Genomic DNA, 20,517 nt, shown 5'->3' on the forward strand with positions numbered 1-20,517 from the left:
CCAGATCATTCTGCCAGACCGCTGGAGACCGCCAGTGACCGATCTCGCGCAACTGTCGATCAAACGCGCTGAGTTTGCGCAGCACTGAGAGCATCAGGCCGAGGGTCATTTCAGCGACGGCCTGACTGTTGGTCCCCGGCATATTGCAGACCGGAATTGACCGTGCCTTCGCCGCCTTGATATCGATGGTGTTCACACCCACCCCGATTTTCTGGATCAGTTTCAGCTGGGGGGCGCTGTCAATATGATCTGCCGTGACGGGCCTCAACACATGCCAGAGAATGTCACAGGTTTGTAACAGGTGGTGGAATCTTGTCTCGTCATCCTCTGAACACACCTCGACGTAAAGACCGTCAGCAGCCAATGATTTCAACTGTGTGTCGAGCCACGGACCACAATCGTAGTGAAAGATCACTTTCATCTGGGCATCACGCCGGTTACGGCAGTTGGAAGTGACGGACAACAACCCACTGGCGGAGCAGCATAGAGGTCGTAACCTGAAGACCGACGGCCAGAACAGACGAACGAAGCTTCCCGGGCCTCCAGCCGCCGGGATTTATTCATCTCTATTGCGTCCTGGCGTTTTCCCGACAAACCTCTACGATGGTTTTGAGATTCTGGACCGGTGTCTGTAGCGGGACAGCACATTCGGGTGCAATTATGTCGACACCAGCATCAATTGCACGCTGCACCTCGGCCCGCACTTCGTCTGGACCCTGCTGCATCAGTACCTCGGGGTTATTGATGTTGCCGGCCAGTCGGATTTTTCCCTGCGCTCCGTCCACCATCTTTTCCGCTCCATTAGCGGACTCGAAGTGGTACATATCGAAGCCGGCATCTCGAAAGAATTCGATACGGTCGAGCGAGCGACCACAGCAGTGAAGAATGACCGGAGCGGGTACCTGCGGCACGAGCGCCTGGTGTCGCCAAAGCAGGAAATCCCGATACATGGTATTTCGAATCAGATCACCCGTGGCGTGATCGGCCCAGACAATAGCGTCTGCACCAGCCTCCAACTGTGCTTTCGCAAACAAAATCGGCACCTCAGATAATGCATCGAGCGACCTGCGCACACGTTCGGGATCTGCAAGGGTATCCATGAGGAACTCCTGGACGTTGTAGACATGATAGGACAACGTCCACGGTCCCATGACCTTTCCGAGGATCATGACCTCATTGCCAAAATGCTCTTTCAGAAGACGAATGGCGTCGAGGGCGCACTTGACATATTTGTCTTCCAGAAATGAGTCCGGAAAACCATCTGGCAATCGTATCTCTGCCTCGCGGTCAGCCCAAGGCGCGTACTGCGGTGTCGGCAGATTACCCGGATCACTGAAGTCAACAACACATCCGAGCGCCGTGGCTTCCTGGGCAATACCAAATATCGGCATAACACTGTCGAAGCCCATCACATCGTGGGCACTTGCAGCCAATTCAGCCATCGGCTCGGGATCCGTATTGGCTTCAGGGAAATGAGAACCGACTATGTCCATCAGTTCAAAATTCACAACGGACGTGATGCTCGCTGCACAGGGCCGGTCCAGCGCCTCGCCGTTCAGAGCTGCGAGAAAACGTTGCTTGGGTGTCATCGTCTCGACGGTCATATCAAACGCCCCCGTTCCTGGCGCTGTGTGGTTCACACCAATACTAGCTGAACTTAGCCAGAGGGCTCAAGGCACACTTAAAACGCTGGCGTTTTAGGGGGTTGTGCAGAAGACACACCGATCACTTAGCTGACCAGTACAACCTTGTTTCTGCCGCCTTCCTTGGCCTGATAGACCCCTGCATCGGCTCTGGATAACGTCTCCTCTACCTTCTCTCCCGCGCGGTACAGACTCACACCGGTACTGATTGTCAGGTTGAGCACATGTTCATTCCACTGAAGCGGAGAGTTTTCCAGGGTCTGTCGGATGTTCTCGAAATCGGAATTGGCCTGCGCAAGGGCCGCCGTCAACTGTTGGGATCCATCAGGGAGTGTGATGAAGATCCCGAACTCCTCACCGCCAAGACGGCCCAAACACCCCAGTTCATCGAGACCGCGCCCGATAATATCAACAACATGCTTGATCGCGTCATCACCGCACTGGTGGCCATAGGTATCGTTCACTTTCTTGAATAAATCAATATCACATATGGCGACTGCAACGGTGTGATCCGCGTCTCCGGCAGCAATCGCGACCTCAAGCTGCTCGTGCCAAGTTCGGCGGTTAAGACAGCCGGTCAGGGGATCATGCTCAGCCAACCAAGTCACCCGCGCCATGGCGACTTCACGCTCGAGCAGGTTGATGTAAGCCTGTGAGTGGTAGCGGATTCTCGCGATTACCTCGAGTGCATTGGGCAACTTCACCATGTAATCGTTTGCGCCCAGCGCAAATGCTTCGGCCTTGACCTCAGCTTCTTCTGTACCGGACAAAACAATCAGCGGGACTGCTGCCAGCTCTTTCTCAACTCGGAATCGCCTCACGAGTTCCAACCCATCGACTTCCGGCATCACCAGATCCTGAAGAATCACCGTAGGCTGAACTTCGAGCGCTTTAGTAACTGCTTCAGTTGGATTCTGACAAAAATGAAACACAATATCCGGTTCGCTTTCAAGCATCGAGCGTACTGACTCACCGATAATACGCTGATCATCAATCAATAAGACCACGATGTTCCTTGAGGATGTGAGGCCTGTCCCCAACGCTGTTGTGGAAATCGGCTCACTCGCCACGTTTGAAACGCTGGGCTTATCTTCACGGTCCAATTCGGTCGGGTCCATCGGCGAACCTCGCGGTATTGAGCTAGAGACAGTCGCGTCATCTCCCTTACCCATGAGTAAACCGACTCGAGACTTGGCCTGTTCGATGTCGTCATGCCGTTCAACTTCCAATGTCCGTATGTCGTCTGACGGGGAACCTGAGAAGGCTGTCAGTAGCTCCAGTGCCACCGCTAAGATCGGCAGATGTTCAGCTGCCAGAAATTCTGGGGCTTTCTGCACTTGATTGAAGTATGTCTCCAGCGTGCCGGCAAGACCGGCAATAGCGAAAAGACCGACAATGCCTCCGGCGCCCTTGATCGAATGTGCACCGCGGCCCATCACTGCCAGCATCTCGCGATCTACGTGACCCACTTTCAGATCTTGTAACCCAGATGCCATGTACGCTGCGTGTTCAGCCGCCTCGGCAAGAAAAAGATCCATCATGGGTTCTTCAGACTCCAAACGGCGGTGAGCCTGGGTAGAATCCAACTCGGCGTTTACCATACCCCCAGCAGTTTGTTGAGCAGCACTGGAACTGTCCAGCGTTCCTGAGATCAGTCTGCGAACGTGCGATTGCAGTTCATCGGGTGCGAACGGTTTACAGATATACGCATCGGCACCGAGAAACGCGGTGCCCGCCGCAACCTGTTCTTCGTCAGTCTGTGCAGTCAGAAACAGCAACGGTATAGACTGCCAATCCTCATCCATTTTGATGATGCAAACACATTCGTCACCACTCATCTCGGGCATGTTTCGGTCGATAATGATCAGATCCGGTAACTCTGTATCGACAAGAGAAGACAACCAGTTCAGGGCCAAGGCACCGTTTTCTCTTTCGGTAACCTCATAGCCCTCTGTCATACCCTCAAGAATGGACCGAGCATAGCGCCGGATCGTGACGGAATCATCAACCAGTAAGATAGATGGGTTCATCCACTTAATGTCGCTAATCGTCTATTATCGATTCGAACCCTGAAATTTTCAGTGCGTTCCGCTGCGGCTGGCTGATTCCCGCAAAAGACAACTGCTTACCGCGATTCTTGGCTGAACGGTAGATCGTTACCAGCCATTGGATTCCCGCAATATCGACAGTGTCTTCGGCATGGCTGAGATCAACCGTTAGTTGACGCTCTGGCAGGTCCAGTAACTGTTTGCCGGTTTCTGTCACAACATCCAGATCCGGCCCGACCAGGCGGCCTGACAGGACCAGCACATGGCCTTTGAGGGTAGCAGTGGCTGCCATTATTTACGGGCTATGCTCGATCAGTCTGGTTGCCGGCGAAAAATATCGCCCCGCACTTTCGTCAAGCCGTCAACTTGATAGCCAATCTCGGTCAGGCTGAGTACAAGCCAGCCTCCTTCCTCCAGATAGCCGGCCAGTCGTTTCAATACAGCTTGCCGCAGCTTGGGGTCGAAATAGTAGAACACATTGCGGCAGAAAATCACCTGAAAGCGAGTTTCGATAGGATAGTGCAGCTGCAGAAAGTTCAGACGACGAAAATCAATCAGGCTCGCAGCTGATTTACTGACCTGGTACAAATCTTGTTGATCCGAATTGATACGTCTGAAGTGACGATCCCGGAAAAGTTGTGGCAGAGTATTCAGAGTCTCAGCTGCATACTGCCCACGCTGGGCCACACTCAGCGCCTCAGTATTGACATCGGTTGCGAGAATTTTCAGATCCATCCCCGTCGACAGTTCCTTAGCAAAGAACTCCGACGCATCCAGTGCCAGTGAATACGCCTCCTGCCCGAACGAACAACCCGCGCTCCACAACCGGATTTTGGCGAGCTCAGATCTGGAAATCTTTTCTCTCAGCTCCGGGTAGATTTCACGAACCAACCAGTCAAAATGCTCTTTTTCGCGGTAGAAGTCAGTCTTGGTGGTGGTGATCGCGTTGAAGAATCTTTGCCGTTCCTGTCCTTCCTGGTCAGCAGCAAGCATCTGGAAATAGTCCGCATAGTTGTCAAGACCAAGTTCCCCCATACGGCGCTGTAACCGACCATGAAGCAGATAGGCCTTATCATCACCCAGCGAGAGTCCCAGCTGATTCTGGGTAAAATTCTGATAATCCCGGTACTGGGACTCCGTAGGCAATTCAATTCCGGTTAACAACATCTGCGAATTTGGCAATTGCGCTCAGGCGATCGACTGACACCCGTCGTTAAAGGCGACAGTATTAACCCGATATCTCTGCTGCCATTATCGGAATGGTTTCTCATCGTCCAAATCCGAAGATCCCCCCCTAAAATCCTTATCGACGAGTTCAGCCGGCAAGTACTCCGGTTCTTGGTCGGTTCCAAATTTAGATTTATCCTCCAGTCGGTGTCCTGAAGAACGGTCATCGACACCGTCTTCGGTCAGATAGGGGGCATAGTACTTGAGCTTTTCTTGGTCTTCGGTGTCATCGGTCACCGCCCCTCCTCGCAGAGCGCCCCGATAGCGATCATCACCTTCCTCGTCTTCGTCAGAACCCCTGCGAGCTACCTGAAACGCGTCCAGTAGCCGTGTAAGGCTCAACGTATCGTTGGCCATGCTGTGGCTCGCTGCCGAATTCTGCTCAACCAAAGTTGCGTTCTCCTGAGTCAGGCGTTCCATATCAGTAATGGCTTGGTTGACCTCACCGACCCCCTTGGCCTGTTCTTCAGAGGCTGTCGTGATGTTTTCCATCACCTCTGCCAATTCGCGGAATGCAGTCTGAATGTGGGTCAGATTGTCATTACTGCTCTCCTGTAGAGAACCCAGCATCGACTCAACCTTTAAGCGCCGTTCTTCCAGGCTCCGGCCACCTTCTTCCACTGTACCCTGGCCAGCACTGACACTTTTCAGATTGGTCTCTACGAGCTGACCGATCTCTTCGGACGCTTTGGCTGAGCGCGATGCAAGCCTGCGTACTTCAGTCGCGACCACCGCAAACCCTTTGCCATGCTCACCGGCACGCGCAGCTTCCACGGAGGCATTGAGCGCCAACAAGTTGGTCTGAAATGCGATGTCGTTCATGAGCGTGACAATGCCTGCCATTTTCTCTGAATTGGTAGAAATCTCCGCCATGCCGTCGACAACGCGGAGATTGGTTTCCTGAACGTTAGACAGCATCTCCTGGTTGGTCTGAATGGTGTCCTGCACAACATTCAGCAGGTTACTCCTGTTCTCATCAACACTTGTCTGTGTTTCCTGGGTGCGTTCAAAGGCTTTTCGCGCATCTTCAGCGCTGTTCTGAATGATGCTGTTCATCTGTTCCATGGAACTGGCTGTTTCCTGCAAGGCAGCACTCTGCCGGTGTGTGCGCTCGGAAAGATCTTTGTTGCCCGAAGCTATTTCCTGAGATGCCTTTTCGATATTGCTTGCAAAATCCTTTATCTCAATGATGAGGTCACTCAAACGCTGCAGGAATGAATTGAACCAGCTGGATAGTTGACCCAGTTCGCCGGTCGCGGACACCGACAAGCGCTTAGTGAGGTCCCCTTCACCTTGTGCAATATCTTTAGCCAATTCGACCAGATCGTCGACTGGCCTTGTGATCGAACGTTTCACAAAAAGACCGATCATCAGACTGATCAGTGCACCAATTACCGACAAGCCGATCAGGATATGCAGGAATCTCTCGCCATCGGTCAGAATGGTGTCACTGACATTCTTTCGTTCATTTTCAATTGTATATCCGGTGTCTAACAAAGCGCTGGCAATTGCACTGTTCAGTACACCGAAGCTTCTGGCTAACTGTTCACTGCGCTCACGATCTTCGTTGAGCAACCCTACTGCGCGAAATACACCCATCATACTGTCATCGAAAGCCTGGAAGGTTTCGATAATCGGGTTGTTCTCAGTTTTATTGACGTAAACGCTGAGCTTATATTTGGTCTCAGTGTACTTCTTCCAAACCTCGCTCAGTCGTCGTTTGCCCAACGCTCGAGTAATTAGACCTCCAGTAGAACCGGCTTTTTCTCCCGCCTGATTATCAACTTTCCCGGTCTGGATCGTGGTCAATGCTTCAATCTGGTGTCGCAACTGATAAAACAAGTTGTCTTCAGTATTGGCAGATTCATTAGAACCTTTTTCAACCCCACCAATCGCTCCAAGAAACTTGAGCCATTCCGGGTGATTATTGTGCAGCTTAGATTTTATCCGATACTGGAATATCAGTCGTTTGCGAATTTTCTCAAGATCGCCAAAAGCATAGACCACAGCCGGCATCAGTTCCGTTGATTCGGTTGTTGTGTTCGCAAGCACCAGCGAATGTGAAGCAATCTGATCAATCAGAGGACGAATGTTTTGGTCGACTGCCTTCTGAACTGCAGCCAACTCCTCGCCCATTGTGACCTCGACCGTGGTCAAAGGCGAAATCCGGGCACCTTCCCTTTTTCCAATCACTTTAAGATCGTTTACAACGTCGAACTGTTTATCTACGAGCCTTCCAACATTCTGATCAATTGATTTCAGAGCTTTATCGAGTGACTTTTTTGCACGATCTACGTTTTGTCCAGTCGCATTGACATAAAAGGGTTGGGTCAAGACCTCTAGCTGACTCTGGTCGGCGCGAAGTCTGTCGAGCTCTGCCTTGTAATCACCCAAAATGCTCGAACTGTAGGTGATGCTTCCTGTTAATCCTTTAAATGAATAAAAAACAATCCCTGCGATACAACCGATCACGATCACGTTGACCAGAAATATCAACAATAACTTTCGGCTGATGGTTAGCCCTTTCATGCTGATTCCTTGCGCGCACCGCGCTGATTAACACCTGCGTTGGTTACAAAATAATTCACCAATTCACCGGGGATGTGGTCAAGGCTCATGACCCTGGCTGCTGCGCCCATTTCAATAGCGGCTCTGGGCATCCCAAAGACCACTGATGATGCTTCATCCTGGGCAATCGTCCAAGCTCCGTTTTGGCGCATTTGTGCCATTCCGGCTGCCCCGTCTATACCCATACCGGTCAATAACACGCCAGTGGCATTCTGTCTGGCATGGTCGGCCACTGACCTGAAGAGTTCATCGACAGACGGCCTGTGCCGGTTGACATGATCATGGTCAGACAGTCGGATCTGGTAATCGGATTTCTCGCGGGCTAAAAGCATGTGACAATCACCCGGCGCAACGTAAATATGACCGTCAATAGGTTTTATGCCATCGACGGCAACTTCAACCTTCATCTGACAACTGGCATCCAGACTCTTGGAAAAAGATTGCGTAAATGATGGCGTAATGTGTTGCACCACAAGAATGGGCGGCATCTCACGCGGCAATGTCCTCAGTATCCGCATCAACGCCTGTGGCCCACCAGTTGAGGCGCCTATGGCGATGAGCCGTTGATCTGATGATGCTTCAATTTTCGAGCGTTGTTCCTGAGACACGCTGACGGGTCTCAAGGTGTCTTCCCGGAAAAACCGTGTAGCTGGTGTATCGACCCGCGCCTGACTTGCAGCTTTGATTTTCTCGATAATGAGTTCCGAGACTGCGGTCAGTCCCTGGCGTACTTCATAACGCGGCTTCTCGACAACATCCACCGCACCCAGTTCCAAACTGCGTAGTGCCGTCTCCGATCCCGCTTCAGTGTATGCGCTCACCATCACCACCGGCAGTGGAGTCGATTTCATGAGCTTTTCCAGAAAGGTCAGGCCATCCATACCCGGCATTTCAAAATCCAATGTGATCACATCAGGTGACAGTTCCTGAATCTTGCGCAAACCGATCATGGCATCGGGTGCAGTACCCACCACTTCCAAACCATCGTCTTTGGACAGAATATCGGTCAACGCCCGGCGAGCGACCGCCGAATCATCGATGACGAGTACCCGGCGGATGTCACTCATGAGGAATTTTCATCGGCAGCGGTTTCCTTCAGTGCCTCGAGTTCCTGAGCGGATAGCAAGTGATCTACATCCAGCAGGATAACCATGGACTCTTTAACGTTCACAACACCTGAAATATAGGCAGAGTCTATTCCTGCTGTCAGGTGCTCTACTGACTGAACCTGCTCTTCTTCCAGGTGTACCACATCTGATACGGAATCAATGATCAAACCCACCTGTTTGCCTTCAACCTCCACGATGATAATCACGGTAGACCGGTTGTACACCGCATCGGAAAGCCGGAAGCGGATCCTAAGGTCCATGACCGCAATTACCACGCCCCGCAGATTGAGTACACCGACAATAAACGCGGGCATGCCGGGAATCGGCGTCACCGCTCCCACCGGATAGGTGATCAACTCACGTACCCGCAGAATGTCGACACCATATTTCTCTTCTCCCAGCATGAATGTAATCACCTGCGGGCCAGAACGAACCGTAAAATCGAGTTCAAACTCATCGATCTCATCCGCAATATCTGTTACGGACATATGTTGGGTCCAGGTTGTTTCTTTGGATTCACTCATGATTTCCGTTGCAACCTCATTCACGCAGCGATTGCCGCAACATCAAGTATGAACGAGACTTTACCATCCCCCATAATACTGGCGCCTGTCATACCAGGCACCTGCACAAAATTGTCATCGAGGTTTTTGATCACCACCGGACGTTGATCAACGATCTCATCCACCATCAGGCATTGTTTACTGTCAACGTGCTGTAACACCAGTAAAACTGCATCAGCAGGGTCAGAAAATTCGCAATCAATATTCAGTTTTCGATGGAGTCGAACCAACGGTAGAAATTCCCCGCGGATCTCGACAAGTTCGTTATCACGCTTCATTTTTCGAATATCATCCGCCTTTGGCCTTATCGCTTCAACTACAGCCAGCAATGGCACAATAAAGGTCAATGACCCGACCCGAACAATCATGCCATCAATAATTGCCAGCGTGAGCGGCAACCTCATCCGAAGCGTTGTGCCTCGTCCGGGCTCACTGAGAATATCGATTGTACCGAGCAGCGCTTCAATATCGCGCTTGACACTGTCCATTCCAACGCCGCGGCCTGAAACATCGGTGACTTCATCGGTTGTGGTAAAACCCGGCCGAAAGACCAGCTGTAGCAGCTGCTGGTCAGACAGCTCTTCGCTCTCCTCGATCAACCCACGGTCCAGTCCCTTTTGACGAATTCTCTGAACGTCCATACCCTTGCCGTCATCCTGGACTTCTACCATCACATGGCCGCCCCGGTGAAATGCCCGTAACCAAATGGTCCCCGCGGGATCCTTTGCTGCCTGACGACGCTCTTCACTGCTCTCGATGCCATGATCCATCGCATTTCGTATCAGATGGAGCAGCGGCCCGTGCAGCTGATCGGTCACCGTCTTATCGAGTTCGGTCTCGCCGCCTTCAATACGCAATCGAATTTCTTTGTTCGATTCAACTGAATAATCTCTGACAACCCGGCGCAAGCGGGAAAATACCGTATCCACCTGCACCATCCTGACCGCCTGGATCTCGTCCTGCAGATCACGGACTGAACGACTGTTTTCCTCGACAAATTCATTCAATGCACCGGCAAATGTCGGATCCAGACGTTCGGCCTCTTCACACAGTTGAATCAGACGGGATTGGTTAATCACAGTCTCGCCGATCAGGTTCTGCAATCGTTCGAGTCGGTCAATACTGACTCGAATCGATTTTCCCACAGTTCCGTCACCACTCTCACGACCACTCGCAATCCTGGCAGGTTCCATCGTCTTGAAGCCAGTCACTGAAGCGGTCAGCTCCGATGTCCCCGAGGGGGTCGATCGCACGTCGTCTTCTGTTCCCGCCGCTGCTTGCGCAATCTGTGCCTGGTGGGCCCGCTCAACCGTGTCAGTTTCCTTGGGTGTGAAATCAAAAGGGGCGACACTGAGTTCGTTGCCTTCCCTAAAAAACAGCAGCGTCTGCTCAATTTGTGATTGAGAGAGCGAAGTCGTCAATTTGATACTCCACCACACATAAAGACGGCTCGCATCGAACTCGGCGATATCCGGCAACTTGCCCGGGTGAACAACTGTTATACAGTCACCGAGCTCAGCCAGTTCTTTAAGCAGCAAAAGGGGATCACCACCCTGCTCCGGCATCTGGGGATTGAACTTCAGTGTGACCAGATACGCCTGTGACTTTTTGGAAGCTATGGGCGTAAGCGCTGAAGATACCGATTCTCCAGCCTCTTGAACCTCAAGGGGCGAATGAGTGGCCGATTCAACCAAAGCGCTCACATTCTGGATACTGGCATCAACACGGGTCTGGTCAACGGCCAACCCACCTGGGATGCCGGAAATAAACAGGCCCACACAGTCGATTGCTTCGAGCAAAGTGGAAATCAGCGTCTTGCCAGCACTCACTTGGCCACCCCGAACCTGATCGAGCAAACTCTCGAGCCGATGCGCATAGTCAGCAAGATCAGGGCGCATCACAACCGCTGCACCACCCTTGATGGTGTGCATACCCCGGAAGAGTTGATCGACCAGAGCACGATCCCCGGGCCGGCTATCCAGTTCCAGTATAGCTTCTTCCATCTGTTGCAGAAGCTCGATTGATTCCTCGACAAACTCCGCGACGGGAATGTTATCTGTTGTCATAGGGTTGTCTGATTTCGATCAGGATGAACACTGATTAAAGACGGCTTACCTATTCGACATAAATAGTTTAAGACGGTCGTTCCAAACTACAATCGAACATCATGTTTACGACTTCATTAGGTTATAAGCCCGCTCGTTGTGTATCGCCATGTCGAGTCCGACCTTCTCCTCTTGTTCCCTGACGCGTAGGCCAACCATGGCATCTACCAGTTCCAGAATGATGAAGGTCAGTACGCCCGTGTAGCAGACCGTAACTCCCACACCAATCAGCTGGACGAGAACCTGTCCGCCCAGCGTAGCAATACCTTCAGCGAACCCGGTTCCATCCAGAATGGGTGAGGCAACGACGCCTGTGAGCAGCGCACCCAAGATACCACTGACAGCATGGACACCAAAGACATCGAGTGAATCATCATAAGCCAAACGCTGCTTCAGCCAAGTCGCTGCGAAAAAACATACCAACCCCGCCATCGCACCGAGCCCGAGCGCCCCCATCGGGCTGGCCACACCCGCGGCCGGTGTAATGGCGACCAGCCCGGCGACAGCGCCGGATGCGATTCCCAGAACACTCGGCCGACGGAAAACAATCCATTCAGTAAACATCCAGCTAAGCGCAGCTGCAGCAGCGGAGATCTGGGTAACTGCCACAGCCATGCCGGCAAAGCCGTCAGCAGCCAGTGCACTGCCACCGTTGAAGCCAAACCAGCCGACCCACAGTATGCTCGCGCCTATGACGGTATAAACCAGATTGTTGGGCGGCATGGGTGCAGCCGGGTAACCTCTTCTTGGTCCTAGCACCAGCGCTGCGACCAGTCCGGCGATACCTGCGTTAATGTGGACTACAGTACCACCGGAAAAATCAAGCACACCAATTTCACGAAGCCAACCCCCGTCACCCCAGACCCAATGCGCGATTGGTGCGTAGACGACTGTAAACCAGATTCCCATGAACCAAAGCATGGCCGAAAATTTCATACGTTCTGCAAATGCGCCGACGATGATCGCCGGCGTAATGATGGCGAACGCCATCTGATACACCATGAAGACGACTTCAGGGACCGTTCCGGTGACTGAATCTCGCGTAACACCACTTAAAAACAGTTTGTCCAGACCACCCCAGAGTGCACCACGGCCACCAAACGCAAAAGAGTATCCATACAGTACCCATAAGATCGATACGAGGCCCGCGATGGCAAAACACTGCATCATGACCGACACCGCGTTCTTGGCACGAACCATACCGGCGTAAAACAAAGCCAACCCTGGTATGGTCATAAACAGTACCAGAGCCGTCGACGTCATCAGCCACGCAGTATCACCGGACCGGATTGCCGCATCATCGGCCACAACTGCACTCGAAACTACCGCAACCAGTACCATGGTCACGGCGCTTAAAAATATTCGGATCATTCTCATTGCCAGCTGACTCCCATCGTTTTAGCTGATGTGTCCTAGGCTCAGCCCTGATAGGCGCGATTTGAATGCTATCAGTCGATATATATTTTGGGGCTTATAAAATAACACGAAAGTATAGAAGAAATACCTCCTACAAATAAGCCTATGATCAGCCATGACGCCAGAACAGCGTCCGAGTCTAGGTTTAGTTTCAGCACACCGATCAAAAAGAGATCTGGCGGACGCTGTCGAGTCGGTGATCTGTCTACTTTACACTGTGGTACCAGTTAATGCCGTCATTGTCTCTTTCGACCTGCAGGCAGCCTTGTGCCAGGAGATAGTTGAGGTGAGCGATTGACTCACCAGTCGCTAGAATCAAGTTGCTTTTATTGATCTCGCTTCTAAACAGCACCGGGAAAACGTCTATAGCACGTTTCGGTTCCTGGCACAGGTCATGAAGTTTATCGAGGCCCTCGTTGTGCTCAGCAATCATGGCATCGAGTCGTTCATGTGCCCCACGAAACGGACGTCCATGCGCCGGCAGCACCAACACATCAGTTGGAATTGATTCCTTAAGCCGCTGTAGGGATGCCAGCCAGTCACCCAGCGGATCGGCACCGGGTTCAGTTGGATACACGCTGACATTGGATGAGATAGTGGGCAGTAACTGATCTCCAGAAATCAACAGGTTGAGCTCGGCGCAAAACAAACACGCATGTTCCGGCGAATGACCCCGGCCGATTAATACCTGCCATTGGTTCGATCCAACCTGAAAACAATCACCCGCCTGGAGTCGGTGATAGGACTCAGGAATATGAGAGACGTACTTTCCAAACATCCCGAACAGCTCGTGGTAACGCGTCATATCACCAGGCGAAAATCCAGCGCCCCGATAGAATCGATCCCCAGCTATCGGCGTCGGGCGACCTGTATCAGCTACCAGGACCCGGCACAATAGATACTCGCCACGGGTCATCCACAGCGGCGCATCAAACTCTTGCGCTAGCCATCCAGCGCAGCCGATGTGATCCGGGTGAAGATGGGTAACGACTATCCGGTCGACAGGTCTGCCACCCATCGGGCCTTCGAAGACCTGCTGCCAGATTGCTTTGGATTCGTCGAAATAGATACCCGTATCTACCACGGTCCAGCCTTCACCATCCTCCAACAACCACAGGTTGATGTGATCCAGTCTGAACGGCAACGGTGAACGCAGCCACGTCACGCCGGACGCAACCGGTAACGTCTCCCCAGCCTTGAGCCGCGTATCAAACTCGTAGCGCACCACCTGCGCTCGTTCCGTCTTAGCTTCTGTGGTCACGCTTCAGATACCGTTGGATCTATTTCGTCCAAAAGATTCACCTCATTAATGGATGTATACTGACTCAATTAAGCGTTTGGTCGACAAGCTAGAGTCAGCAACACGCTAAATAAAGATTTCTCCTGTACCTGAGTCATTTCAGTACATCTGCCCTCCGGCAGATCAACAAATTCCAGCACTCGATATCGGCTGATGGGGGTTTTGTCCCAGCAATACTCCTTCGTGACAGTTGATTTTGCAGCGAGGGCCTGGTGTCGACCAGGGCTTGTATCAAACGAATAATGCGATAACCGCGACTACTATCGAGCCTAAAACTCAGTGCACACCACAACAGTATAGTATGGTCGCCATCGATCTGCTCAGTTACCTCGTCAGGGTGACGCGCCACATCAAGCTAAACCGTATTCCAGACAAATGACAGCTGGAACTCGACAATATCTAAACGCTGACCGGGTCCTGCAACAACTGCTGCCGGGACTGACTGTCAGTTTTGTCGCCATCAGTCTCGGTGCCGCATTCGGTGTCCTCAGCGGTCGCGGTGCATTGGCCGGTATTCTCTCCGCCGGTATCATCGCGCTGATCACTGCAGCATTTGGCGGTACCCGTATTCAATGCTCCGGCCCAACCGCACCCATGACCGCCGTCACGGTCTTGCTCGTCACCGCCGTCGGCAGTGGGCTGCTGCTGGATCATCCCGATACAGACCCTGACCGGTTTATCAATCTGGTTCTATTACTGACTGGTCTGACGCTCATGGTGGTCAGTTTGTTTCGATTGGGTCGGTTTATAGGGTTGATTCCTAAGCTGGTGATCAGTGGTTTTATGAATGGCATTGCAATGCTGATCTGGATAGGGGAGGTCGGGTCCCTGTTTGGGCTTGGGGGCAAAACCGCTTACCTGGGCAATATCTTGACCAACTTGTCCATCACTTGCCTCACATTGGGTCTGATATTTACGCTCCCAGTACTGTTGCGACAGATCAGTGCGCGGCTGAACTCTTTTTTCCCTGCCACCTTGATCGCCATCGTAACCGTCACGCTGCTGTCCGTCTTTCTCGATCTTGATGTGCAGCGTGTGAGCCTGGGAGGGTCGATTGAATCCTTGATGGACTTACAGAACAGGGTCATCAGCCAGTTACCGACACAATGGAGTTTTGCCCTGATCCTGCTGGCCGTACCGTTTGTCGTTCAGCTTGCGATGTTGGCCTATCTGGATACGTTGCTGACTTCTCTCGTTGTTGACCGCAAAGTTGAGGTGATGCATGGCCATAAGGACATCACTAAACCTAACCAGGAACTCTGCGCCCAAGGTATCGCAAACGCGGCAGTTTCTTTATTCGGGGGAATTCCAGGTGCCCAGGCAACGATACGATCGGTATTGATCCTAAATGAGGGCGCCACGATGAGACTGGCTGGCGTACTGGTCGGTGTCTTTGTTCTTATTGAAATGCTGATGTTCCAGGACCTGATCAGTTTGATTCCCCAAGCTGTCTTTTCGGGGGTTCTGCTCAAAGTTGGTTACGATGTTTTTGATTGGGTGCCGCTACGCCAATACTGTTACCAAGTGTTGGGACGGTCACGAACTCAGCCGCGACTGGCCAGTCACACCGGGATGGCATTGATTGTGGGAACGACCCTGGTCACGGTATTGATCAACCTAAGCGTCGCGGTTATCGCATTTACAATTATTTTCTATGCGATAAGAAGATTTCTCCACCTAGAAGATCTCAGAGAATCGTTGGACTAATTTTTCAATCAACTATCGGCGGACCCTGCGGAAAACTACGTAGTTTATCGATATAGCTTTGTGCAAAAAAATGATCGGGTCGTTGATCGAAGGAGAATATTGAAACGATCCTTGGTTGTCGGGTCGAACCCACCGGGCGTACCCGATGCATCGAATGCCGACCATTGAAAAAGGTAAAAGTGCCAGGCTCCAGCATCGGTCTTGTCGCTTCAACGTCTGGCGACTTAAACAGTCGGTCGACCCCAGCGTAGTTTTGATCGTTTTTGTTGCGGATATTTGGCGCGTACTCAAATTCACCTCCATTATCCGCAGTCTGTAGTACTAACGTGATCACGCCATCGTTGGGATCATAATGCCAGCCGTCGGTGTCTCCCTCGTACGCCACTTTCATCGTCAGTGCCAAATGAGGACACTGGCTTAGGAAAAGATGCTCAACGTTCAGTACTTGACGAATAAACTCTGTTAGAGGCGGCCATAGATAGATTGCCCGTAAATCACTGTGATTCGGAATCTGATAATTCAGGATCTGGCAGTATCGATTCGGATGCCGAACTGATCTCACTGCGGAATCGAGACTGTCGTCATCCGAGCATCCTTTTTTGTCGTCTTCATAAAATGTCACCCGATCCCCGTCATAGCGATGAGCAACCTGAACTAGACTTTCGGCTTCTTCAGCTATTTTCGTGATCGCAGCCTGTCGCACGAAACTCGGCAATATCGCTGCAGCACAGTCATCAAGATCTGAGCGACACTGGGCCACCAGCATCTGACCTACCTTATCCTGGAGCCGATCAATCGGATATCGATCAAGATCAATCAGCCTGTAAATCTCTTCAGTGGAGACTTCTCCCGAAGGACGATCACTAGACAATACGGTATTCATGATAATTTCTTCGGACGAGGGCTTCCCGCTGGGGTAGTGATAAGGTCATTTTATTCATCTGCGTCATTTTTTGACAACCTACCGTTTAAGGTCGAATCCGTGCGCCCGAATCTTTCTCGTAGGTGAGTGCCACCGCACTCATGTCCGATTCTTGACCGTGTTCATCCATGGCCTGTTTAAGGTTCGAAAAGGCTGTTGTACTGATGGGCAACGGCACGTTCAGGTCGTCGGCCATCTGAAGGGCGACACTGCTGTCTTTGTGCATCAGACCCATGGTAAATCCCTGATGCAGCGTGCCGGAGAGAATATTATCAGGCAACGTGATCTCAGTGGCGTAATTCCGACCGGAGCTTTTCTGAATAATCGCCACAGCGTTTTCCGGCGTGACCCCCGCTTTGACCAACAGCGATACCACCTCGAACGTGGCCAGACGACAGACCAGATTGAGCAGATTGTTCCCCGCCTTGACCGCATGACCGGCACCCACATCGCCCGCATGCATGACGTTGCAACTGATTGAACTGAGCACCGGTAAAGCCCGTGTGAGCTGTTCACTGGTGCCCCCGACAATAATGGCAATCGTGCCAGCAGTTGCACCCTTGGGGCCCCCGCTGACGGGTGCATCAATCAACTCAATGCCCTCTATCGCCAGTTTGGCAGCGAGCTCCCGGGTAATGCCTGGATCCCCAGTCGTCATATCGATCAGCATAGTACCCTTGTTAAGTGCTGAAGCCACCTGCTGCTCGCCGAATAAAAGCGACCGAAGATCCTCCGAGGTTGGCAGACAAGTCAGAACAATGTCGACAGATTCTGCAAGCTCAGCCGCACTTTTAACGACCTGGGCATCCGCCCCAGTAAATGCATCGACGGCTGTTTGCGATTGGTCAAATACCCAAAGCGTATGGTCAGTACACAACCGACGGGCGAGCGGCGCCCCCATATTGCCCAGCCCTATAAACCCGACATGCATATCTCCCTCCTTTGCTGTCCCTACCCCTACCTGATCCACCTAAAAAGCTTCAGATCACGATCTGTTCCAGTCAGACAGGTTGTTGAAGAAAATCTCAACTGTCATATCCGTTTAGCATTCATTGTTGAAAAAACGTCGAAAGGTGTCAACGCCGTTCACGGGCTCGCAGAAAGATTCCGAATCTGGGTATAGAGCACTCCCGCAATAATGAGCGCACCTGCAATCAGGTGCAGGTAAGTGGGATACTGGCCCAGACTGATCGAAATCAGCACCACGATAATCGGCACCAGGTTCTGGTACATCGAACCGATTGTCACACCCACCCGGCTGACACCAAAATGCCAGAGAAATATTGATGTAGAAGCCGGTCCAATCGAAAGCCAACCGATCACCAACCACTCCTTCAGTTCCGTGCCAAAACGAACATCGTCAAGCCCCGACAACTCTGCGATCCCAACATAGGCAGCGAATCCAATGCTGCCTGCAGCCACGGTCAGGGCGGCGATGCTCACCTGCGGCAGACCCTTGAGCCAGCGCTGGCAGTTATACGAGTACCAGACCCAGATTGCCATCGCCAACAACACCACGATCTCACCGCCTTTGAAATCGACCGCACCACCGCCGGTGGCGAAGACGGCACAGATCCCGCCAGCGACCGCCAACAGGACCCCGAACACGATACCTTTTTGCAGCGCTTGTCCGTAAACCAGACCCGTGATCAGTGCAGCAACGATCGGCCCGGTCGCTGCAATCAACGCACCGGCCACCGCACTTGAAAGCTGGATACCCCAGGCAAACAGAAAAGTAGACAACGCGACACCCACGATACCGAGCAGGAAAATCTTGCCCCAGGGGGCCGCCCTCAGCGTAGCCGACACATCTTCCAGCAGGGCAAACACCACCAGCAATACCAATCCTCCCCCACTCATCCGCACAAACGTAATGGCGACGGGGTCCCAGTTGTTCAGCAGATATTCCGTGGCGGGAAACATCGTTGCCCAGATGGTCACGCCACAGCAGAATGCCAGATTGCCCAGTACTTTTTGTTGCGCGGTCATGGTTGTTGTTTCTGCACGTATCATCGGATTGACGTAGTGAATAGGGTTGGTTGACCGCTCACACCTTTGTTGCCAATTTTCTTGTCCGATATCGCTACTGTACGTTGTCTGGTACAACCGGCCACAAACCCATACTGGGTTTAAACCCAGTAGTCCTTTACCGGAACCCAGGAGACGACGTCTTTGACAGAATATCCCGCGACCTAAAAATCGGTGGGTGCTCCACCTTCTGCTCGGCGCCGCTCAACAAATTCTGTCAACGCCTCAAGCGTGGCGGGTGCCATCGGTGGCGGTTGGTAGTGTTCGAGCATCTGTTTGAAAATGCGATTCGCCCGCTGCGGTGTCTCCACAGCGCCCCCTTCCTCCCAGTTTTCAAAGTTGCTCCAGTCCGATAGAAATGGACTATAAAAGGCAGTCTTATAGCGTTCCTGGGTGTGCGCACTGCCCAAGAAATGACCCGTCGGGCCGACGTCTCTGATCGCGTCGACGGCCAGATCAGCTTCGGTGACACCGACCGGCTGATGGTAATAGGCCAGCTGCTGCAACATCTCACAGTCGATCACGAATTTCTCAAAACTCGCACACAGCCCGCCTTCCAGCCAGCCGGCCGCGTGGTAAACGATGTTGGCTCTCGCCGTAGAACAGGCCCACAACGATGCTGCACTTTCCCAGGTGGCCTGGGCATCGACGCAGTTGGCGGCGTTGGCATTGGAGGCCCGCCACGGCAGCTTGTAGCGCCGGGCCAGCTGACCGGAGATCTGCGTGGCCCGTACGTATTCCGGGGTACCAAAGGCCGGTGCACCGGATTTCATGTCCACATTGGAGGTAAACGAACCGTAAGCAACCGGCGCGCCGGGGCGCACCACCTGGAGCAATGCGAGTGCTGCCAGGCACTCGGCGGTCTGCTGCGCCAAGGCCCCGGCCAGGGTGATCGGCGCCATCGCACCGGAGAGCGTAAAGGGCGTAACAATCACCAGCTGATTGCGTTTGGCAAGCCGCATGGCGCCGTCGAGCATTGGCCAGTCATGCTTCAGTGGTGATGACGAGTTGATGTTGGTGAACATCCGCGGTGCCGCATCAAACGCCTCATCATCAAGACCCGCTGCGATCCGCACCATTTCAATGGCATCTACCATACGCTCTTTACCCAACGAGTAAGCGTGGACCAGTTTGTCAGTGAGGGTGAGCATGTCAAACAAGGCGTCCAGATGGCGGGTAGATGCATGCAGGTCTACAGGCTCCACCGGGTGACCGCCGGTGAAGTGAATACAGTTAAAACTTTGGGCCAGACGGAGCAGATTCTGGTAGTCCTTGCGATTACCCGTGCGGCGCCCACCGTCAAGGTCCGATACATTAGGCGGGCTGGCCACCTGCCCGAACGCGGCATAGGCACCTCCGAATATCAGGGTGTGATCTGGATTTCGGGGCTCTAGCGTAATAGACTCGGGTGCTTTCTCGACCTGCTCCATCACAAATGCCCGGTCCATGCGGACCGTCGGCGAATCCGGCTGCACCTCGCAACCGGCTTCTTTCAAAACACGTCGCGCGTCCTCATGGAGAAAATCAATCCCGATCTCTTCCACGATTCGCATCGCCGCATTATGGACAGCTTCAAGGCCGTCTTCATCCAAAGGTTCTGTGGGGGGATCGGTGTAGACCGGTTGTGTCCACGGCAACTGTTCAATGACTTCAGCCTTGGCCGCATCGACCCGCCGGGTCCGGCGACCCCGGCGCCCGGATGATGATTCAGCACTGACAGACATTGATTATTGTCTTTCTCTCAGATTGAGTGTTAGCGATATGGCAAATCGTTATCTGGCATAAGACTATTTAAGCTGACAACGGGCGTAGTTTATCGGACCACTGATGTTGGGGATATCAGAACTTTGACAAGCTTTGGTTTGTGCTGAGACTTGTTGT

Annotated in this window: 17 protein-coding genes; 1 reads left to right on the plus strand and 16 read right to left on the minus strand. The window is 52.6% G+C overall.

What is annotated here, in order from left to right:
* The 12 genes from MK323_13935 to MK323_13990 all read right to left on the minus strand — a co-directional run.
* Nucleotides 1-421, minus strand: a 421-nt coding sequence (locus tag MK323_13935) for a hydroxyacid dehydrogenase (GenBank protein MCH2483251.1), incomplete at its 3' end; no start/stop codon positions are given.
* Nucleotides 418-564 (minus strand): hypothetical protein, encoded by a 147-nt coding sequence (locus tag MK323_13940; GenBank protein ID MCH2483252.1) that lies wholly within the window; start codon nt 562-564, stop codon nt 418-420. The genes MK323_13935 and MK323_13940, both read right to left, overlap by 4 nt.
* Before the next feature lie 2 nt (nt 565-566).
* Nucleotides 567-1,640 carry an MtaA/CmuA family methyltransferase gene (locus MK323_13945; GenBank protein ID MCH2483253.1) on the minus strand — a complete coding sequence of 358 codons (1,074 nt, stop codon included), beginning with the start codon at nt 1,638-1,640 and terminating at the stop codon, nt 567-569.
* A gap of 89 nt (nt 1,641-1,729) precedes the next feature.
* On the minus strand, nt 1,730-3,673 hold the full coding sequence (locus MK323_13950) for a response regulator (protein MCH2483254.1): 1,944 nt from the start codon (nt 3,671-3,673) through the stop codon (nt 1,730-1,732).
* A 13-nt stretch (nt 3,674-3,686) separates the two neighbouring features.
* Entirely contained in the window at nt 3,687-3,983 is a 297-nt protein-coding gene (locus tag MK323_13955) for an STAS domain-containing protein (GenBank protein ID MCH2483255.1), read from the minus strand.
* A 20-nt stretch (nt 3,984-4,003) separates the two neighbouring features.
* Nucleotides 4,004-4,858, minus strand: a complete 855-nt coding sequence (locus tag MK323_13960; protein MCH2483256.1) for a hypothetical protein — start codon at nt 4,856-4,858, stop codon at nt 4,004-4,006.
* Nucleotides 4,859-4,942: 84 nt separating this feature from the next.
* Nucleotides 4,943-7,447 carry a methyl-accepting chemotaxis protein gene (locus MK323_13965; protein MCH2483257.1) on the minus strand — a complete coding sequence of 835 codons (2,505 nt, stop codon included), beginning with the start codon at nt 7,445-7,447 and terminating at the stop codon, nt 4,943-4,945.
* Nucleotides 7,444-8,553: a chemotaxis response regulator protein-glutamate methylesterase gene (locus tag MK323_13970; protein ID MCH2483258.1), complete on the minus strand. Its 1,110-nt coding sequence runs from the start codon at nt 8,551-8,553 to the stop codon at nt 7,444-7,446. Before MK323_13970 ends, MK323_13965 begins: the two co-directional genes overlap by 4 nt.
* Nucleotides 8,550-9,119, minus strand: coding sequence for a chemotaxis protein CheW (locus MK323_13975; protein MCH2483259.1), 570 nt, complete (start codon nt 9,117-9,119; stop codon nt 8,550-8,552). The genes MK323_13970 and MK323_13975 overlap by 4 nt, the downstream gene beginning before the upstream one ends.
* 20 nt (nt 9,120-9,139) lie before the next feature.
* Entirely contained in the window at nt 9,140-11,224 is a 2,085-nt protein-coding gene (locus MK323_13980) for a chemotaxis protein CheA (protein ID MCH2483260.1), read from the minus strand.
* Nucleotides 11,225-11,329: 105 nt separating this feature from the next.
* Nucleotides 11,330-12,604: an ammonium transporter gene (locus MK323_13985; protein ID MCH2483261.1), complete on the minus strand. Its 1,275-nt coding sequence runs from the start codon at nt 12,602-12,604 to the stop codon at nt 11,330-11,332.
* Nucleotides 12,605-12,884: 280 nt separating this feature from the next.
* A complete protein-coding gene (locus MK323_13990) occupies nt 12,885-13,940 on the minus strand; it encodes an MBL fold metallo-hydrolase (protein ID MCH2483262.1) in 1,056 nt (351 codons plus the stop codon).
* 414 nt (nt 13,941-14,354) lie between these two features.
* On the opposite strand from MK323_13990, the gene MK323_13995 reads away from it, so the two are divergent.
* Complete coding sequence (locus MK323_13995) at nt 14,355-15,686, plus strand: SulP family inorganic anion transporter (protein ID MCH2483263.1); 1,332 nt, start codon at nt 14,355-14,357, stop codon at nt 15,684-15,686.
* A gap of 4 nt (nt 15,687-15,690) precedes the next feature.
* On the opposite strand, the gene MK323_14000 is transcribed toward MK323_13995, so the two are convergent.
* From MK323_14000 to MK323_14015, 4 genes are all read right to left on the minus strand, one after another.
* Nucleotides 15,691-16,569 carry a hypothetical protein gene (locus tag MK323_14000; GenBank protein MCH2483264.1) on the minus strand — a complete coding sequence of 293 codons (879 nt, stop codon included), beginning with the start codon at nt 16,567-16,569 and terminating at the stop codon, nt 15,691-15,693.
* 85 nt (nt 16,570-16,654) lie between these two features.
* On the minus strand, nt 16,655-17,539 hold the full coding sequence (locus MK323_14005; GenBank protein MCH2483265.1) for an NAD(P)-dependent oxidoreductase: 885 nt from the start codon (nt 17,537-17,539) through the stop codon (nt 16,655-16,657).
* Nucleotides 17,540-17,694: 155 nt separating this feature from the next.
* Nucleotides 17,695-18,597 carry a DMT family transporter gene (locus MK323_14010; GenBank protein ID MCH2483266.1) on the minus strand — a complete coding sequence of 301 codons (903 nt, stop codon included), beginning with the start codon at nt 18,595-18,597 and terminating at the stop codon, nt 17,695-17,697.
* A 203-nt stretch (nt 18,598-18,800) separates the two neighbouring features.
* Nucleotides 18,801-20,360, minus strand: a complete 1,560-nt coding sequence (locus tag MK323_14015) for a trimethylamine methyltransferase family protein (GenBank protein ID MCH2483267.1) — start codon at nt 20,358-20,360, stop codon at nt 18,801-18,803.
* Nucleotides 20,361-20,517: the final 157 nt, after the last annotated feature.

This window comes from Gammaproteobacteria bacterium (assembly GCA_022450155.1).
Lineage (GTDB): Bacteria > Pseudomonadota > Gammaproteobacteria > Arenicellales > UBA868 > REDSEA-S09-B13.

Excerpts from the sequence above, each read along its gene's own strand:
- MK323_13940 (MCH2483252.1), bottom strand. The coding sequence starts at position 564 with ATGAATAAATCCCGGCGGCTGGAGGCCCGGGAAGCTTCGTTCGTCTGT.
- MK323_13950 (MCH2483254.1), bottom strand. The coding sequence starts at position 3,673 with ATGAACCCATCTATCTTACTGGTTGATGATTCCGTCACGATCCGGCGC.
- MK323_13955 (MCH2483255.1), bottom strand. The coding sequence starts at position 3,983 with ATGGCAGCCACTGCTACCCTCAAAGGCCATGTGCTGGTCCTGTCAGGC.
- MK323_13960 (MCH2483256.1), bottom strand. The coding sequence starts at position 4,858 with ATGTTGTTAACCGGAATTGAATTGCCTACGGAGTCCCAGTACCGGGAT.
- MK323_13965 (MCH2483257.1), bottom strand. The coding sequence starts at position 7,447 with ATGAAAGGGCTAACCATCAGCCGAAAGTTATTGTTGATATTTCTGGTC.
- MK323_13970 (MCH2483258.1), bottom strand. The coding sequence starts at position 8,553 with ATGAGTGACATCCGCCGGGTACTCGTCATCGATGATTCGGCGGTCGCT.
- MK323_13975 (MCH2483259.1), bottom strand. The coding sequence starts at position 9,119 with ATGAGTGAATCCAAAGAAACAACCTGGACCCAACATATGTCCGTAACA.
- MK323_13980 (MCH2483260.1), bottom strand. The coding sequence starts at position 11,224 with ATGACAACAGATAACATTCCCGTCGCGGAGTTTGTCGAGGAATCAATC.
- MK323_13985 (MCH2483261.1), bottom strand. The coding sequence starts at position 12,604 with ATGGTACTGGTTGCGGTAGTTTCGAGTGCAGTTGTGGCCGATGATGCG.
- MK323_13995 (MCH2483263.1), top strand. The coding sequence starts at position 14,355 with ATGACAGCTGGAACTCGACAATATCTAAACGCTGACCGGGTCCTGCAA.
- MK323_14000 (MCH2483264.1), bottom strand. The coding sequence starts at position 16,569 with ATGAATACCGTATTGTCTAGTGATCGTCCTTCGGGAGAAGTCTCCACT.
- MK323_14005 (MCH2483265.1), bottom strand. The coding sequence starts at position 17,539 with ATGCATGTCGGGTTTATAGGGCTGGGCAATATGGGGGCGCCGCTCGCC.
- MK323_14010 (MCH2483266.1), bottom strand. The coding sequence starts at position 18,597 with ATGACCGCGCAACAAAAAGTACTGGGCAATCTGGCATTCTGCTGTGGC.
- MK323_14015 (MCH2483267.1), bottom strand. The coding sequence starts at position 20,360 with ATGTCTGTCAGTGCTGAATCATCATCCGGGCGCCGGGGTCGCCGGACC.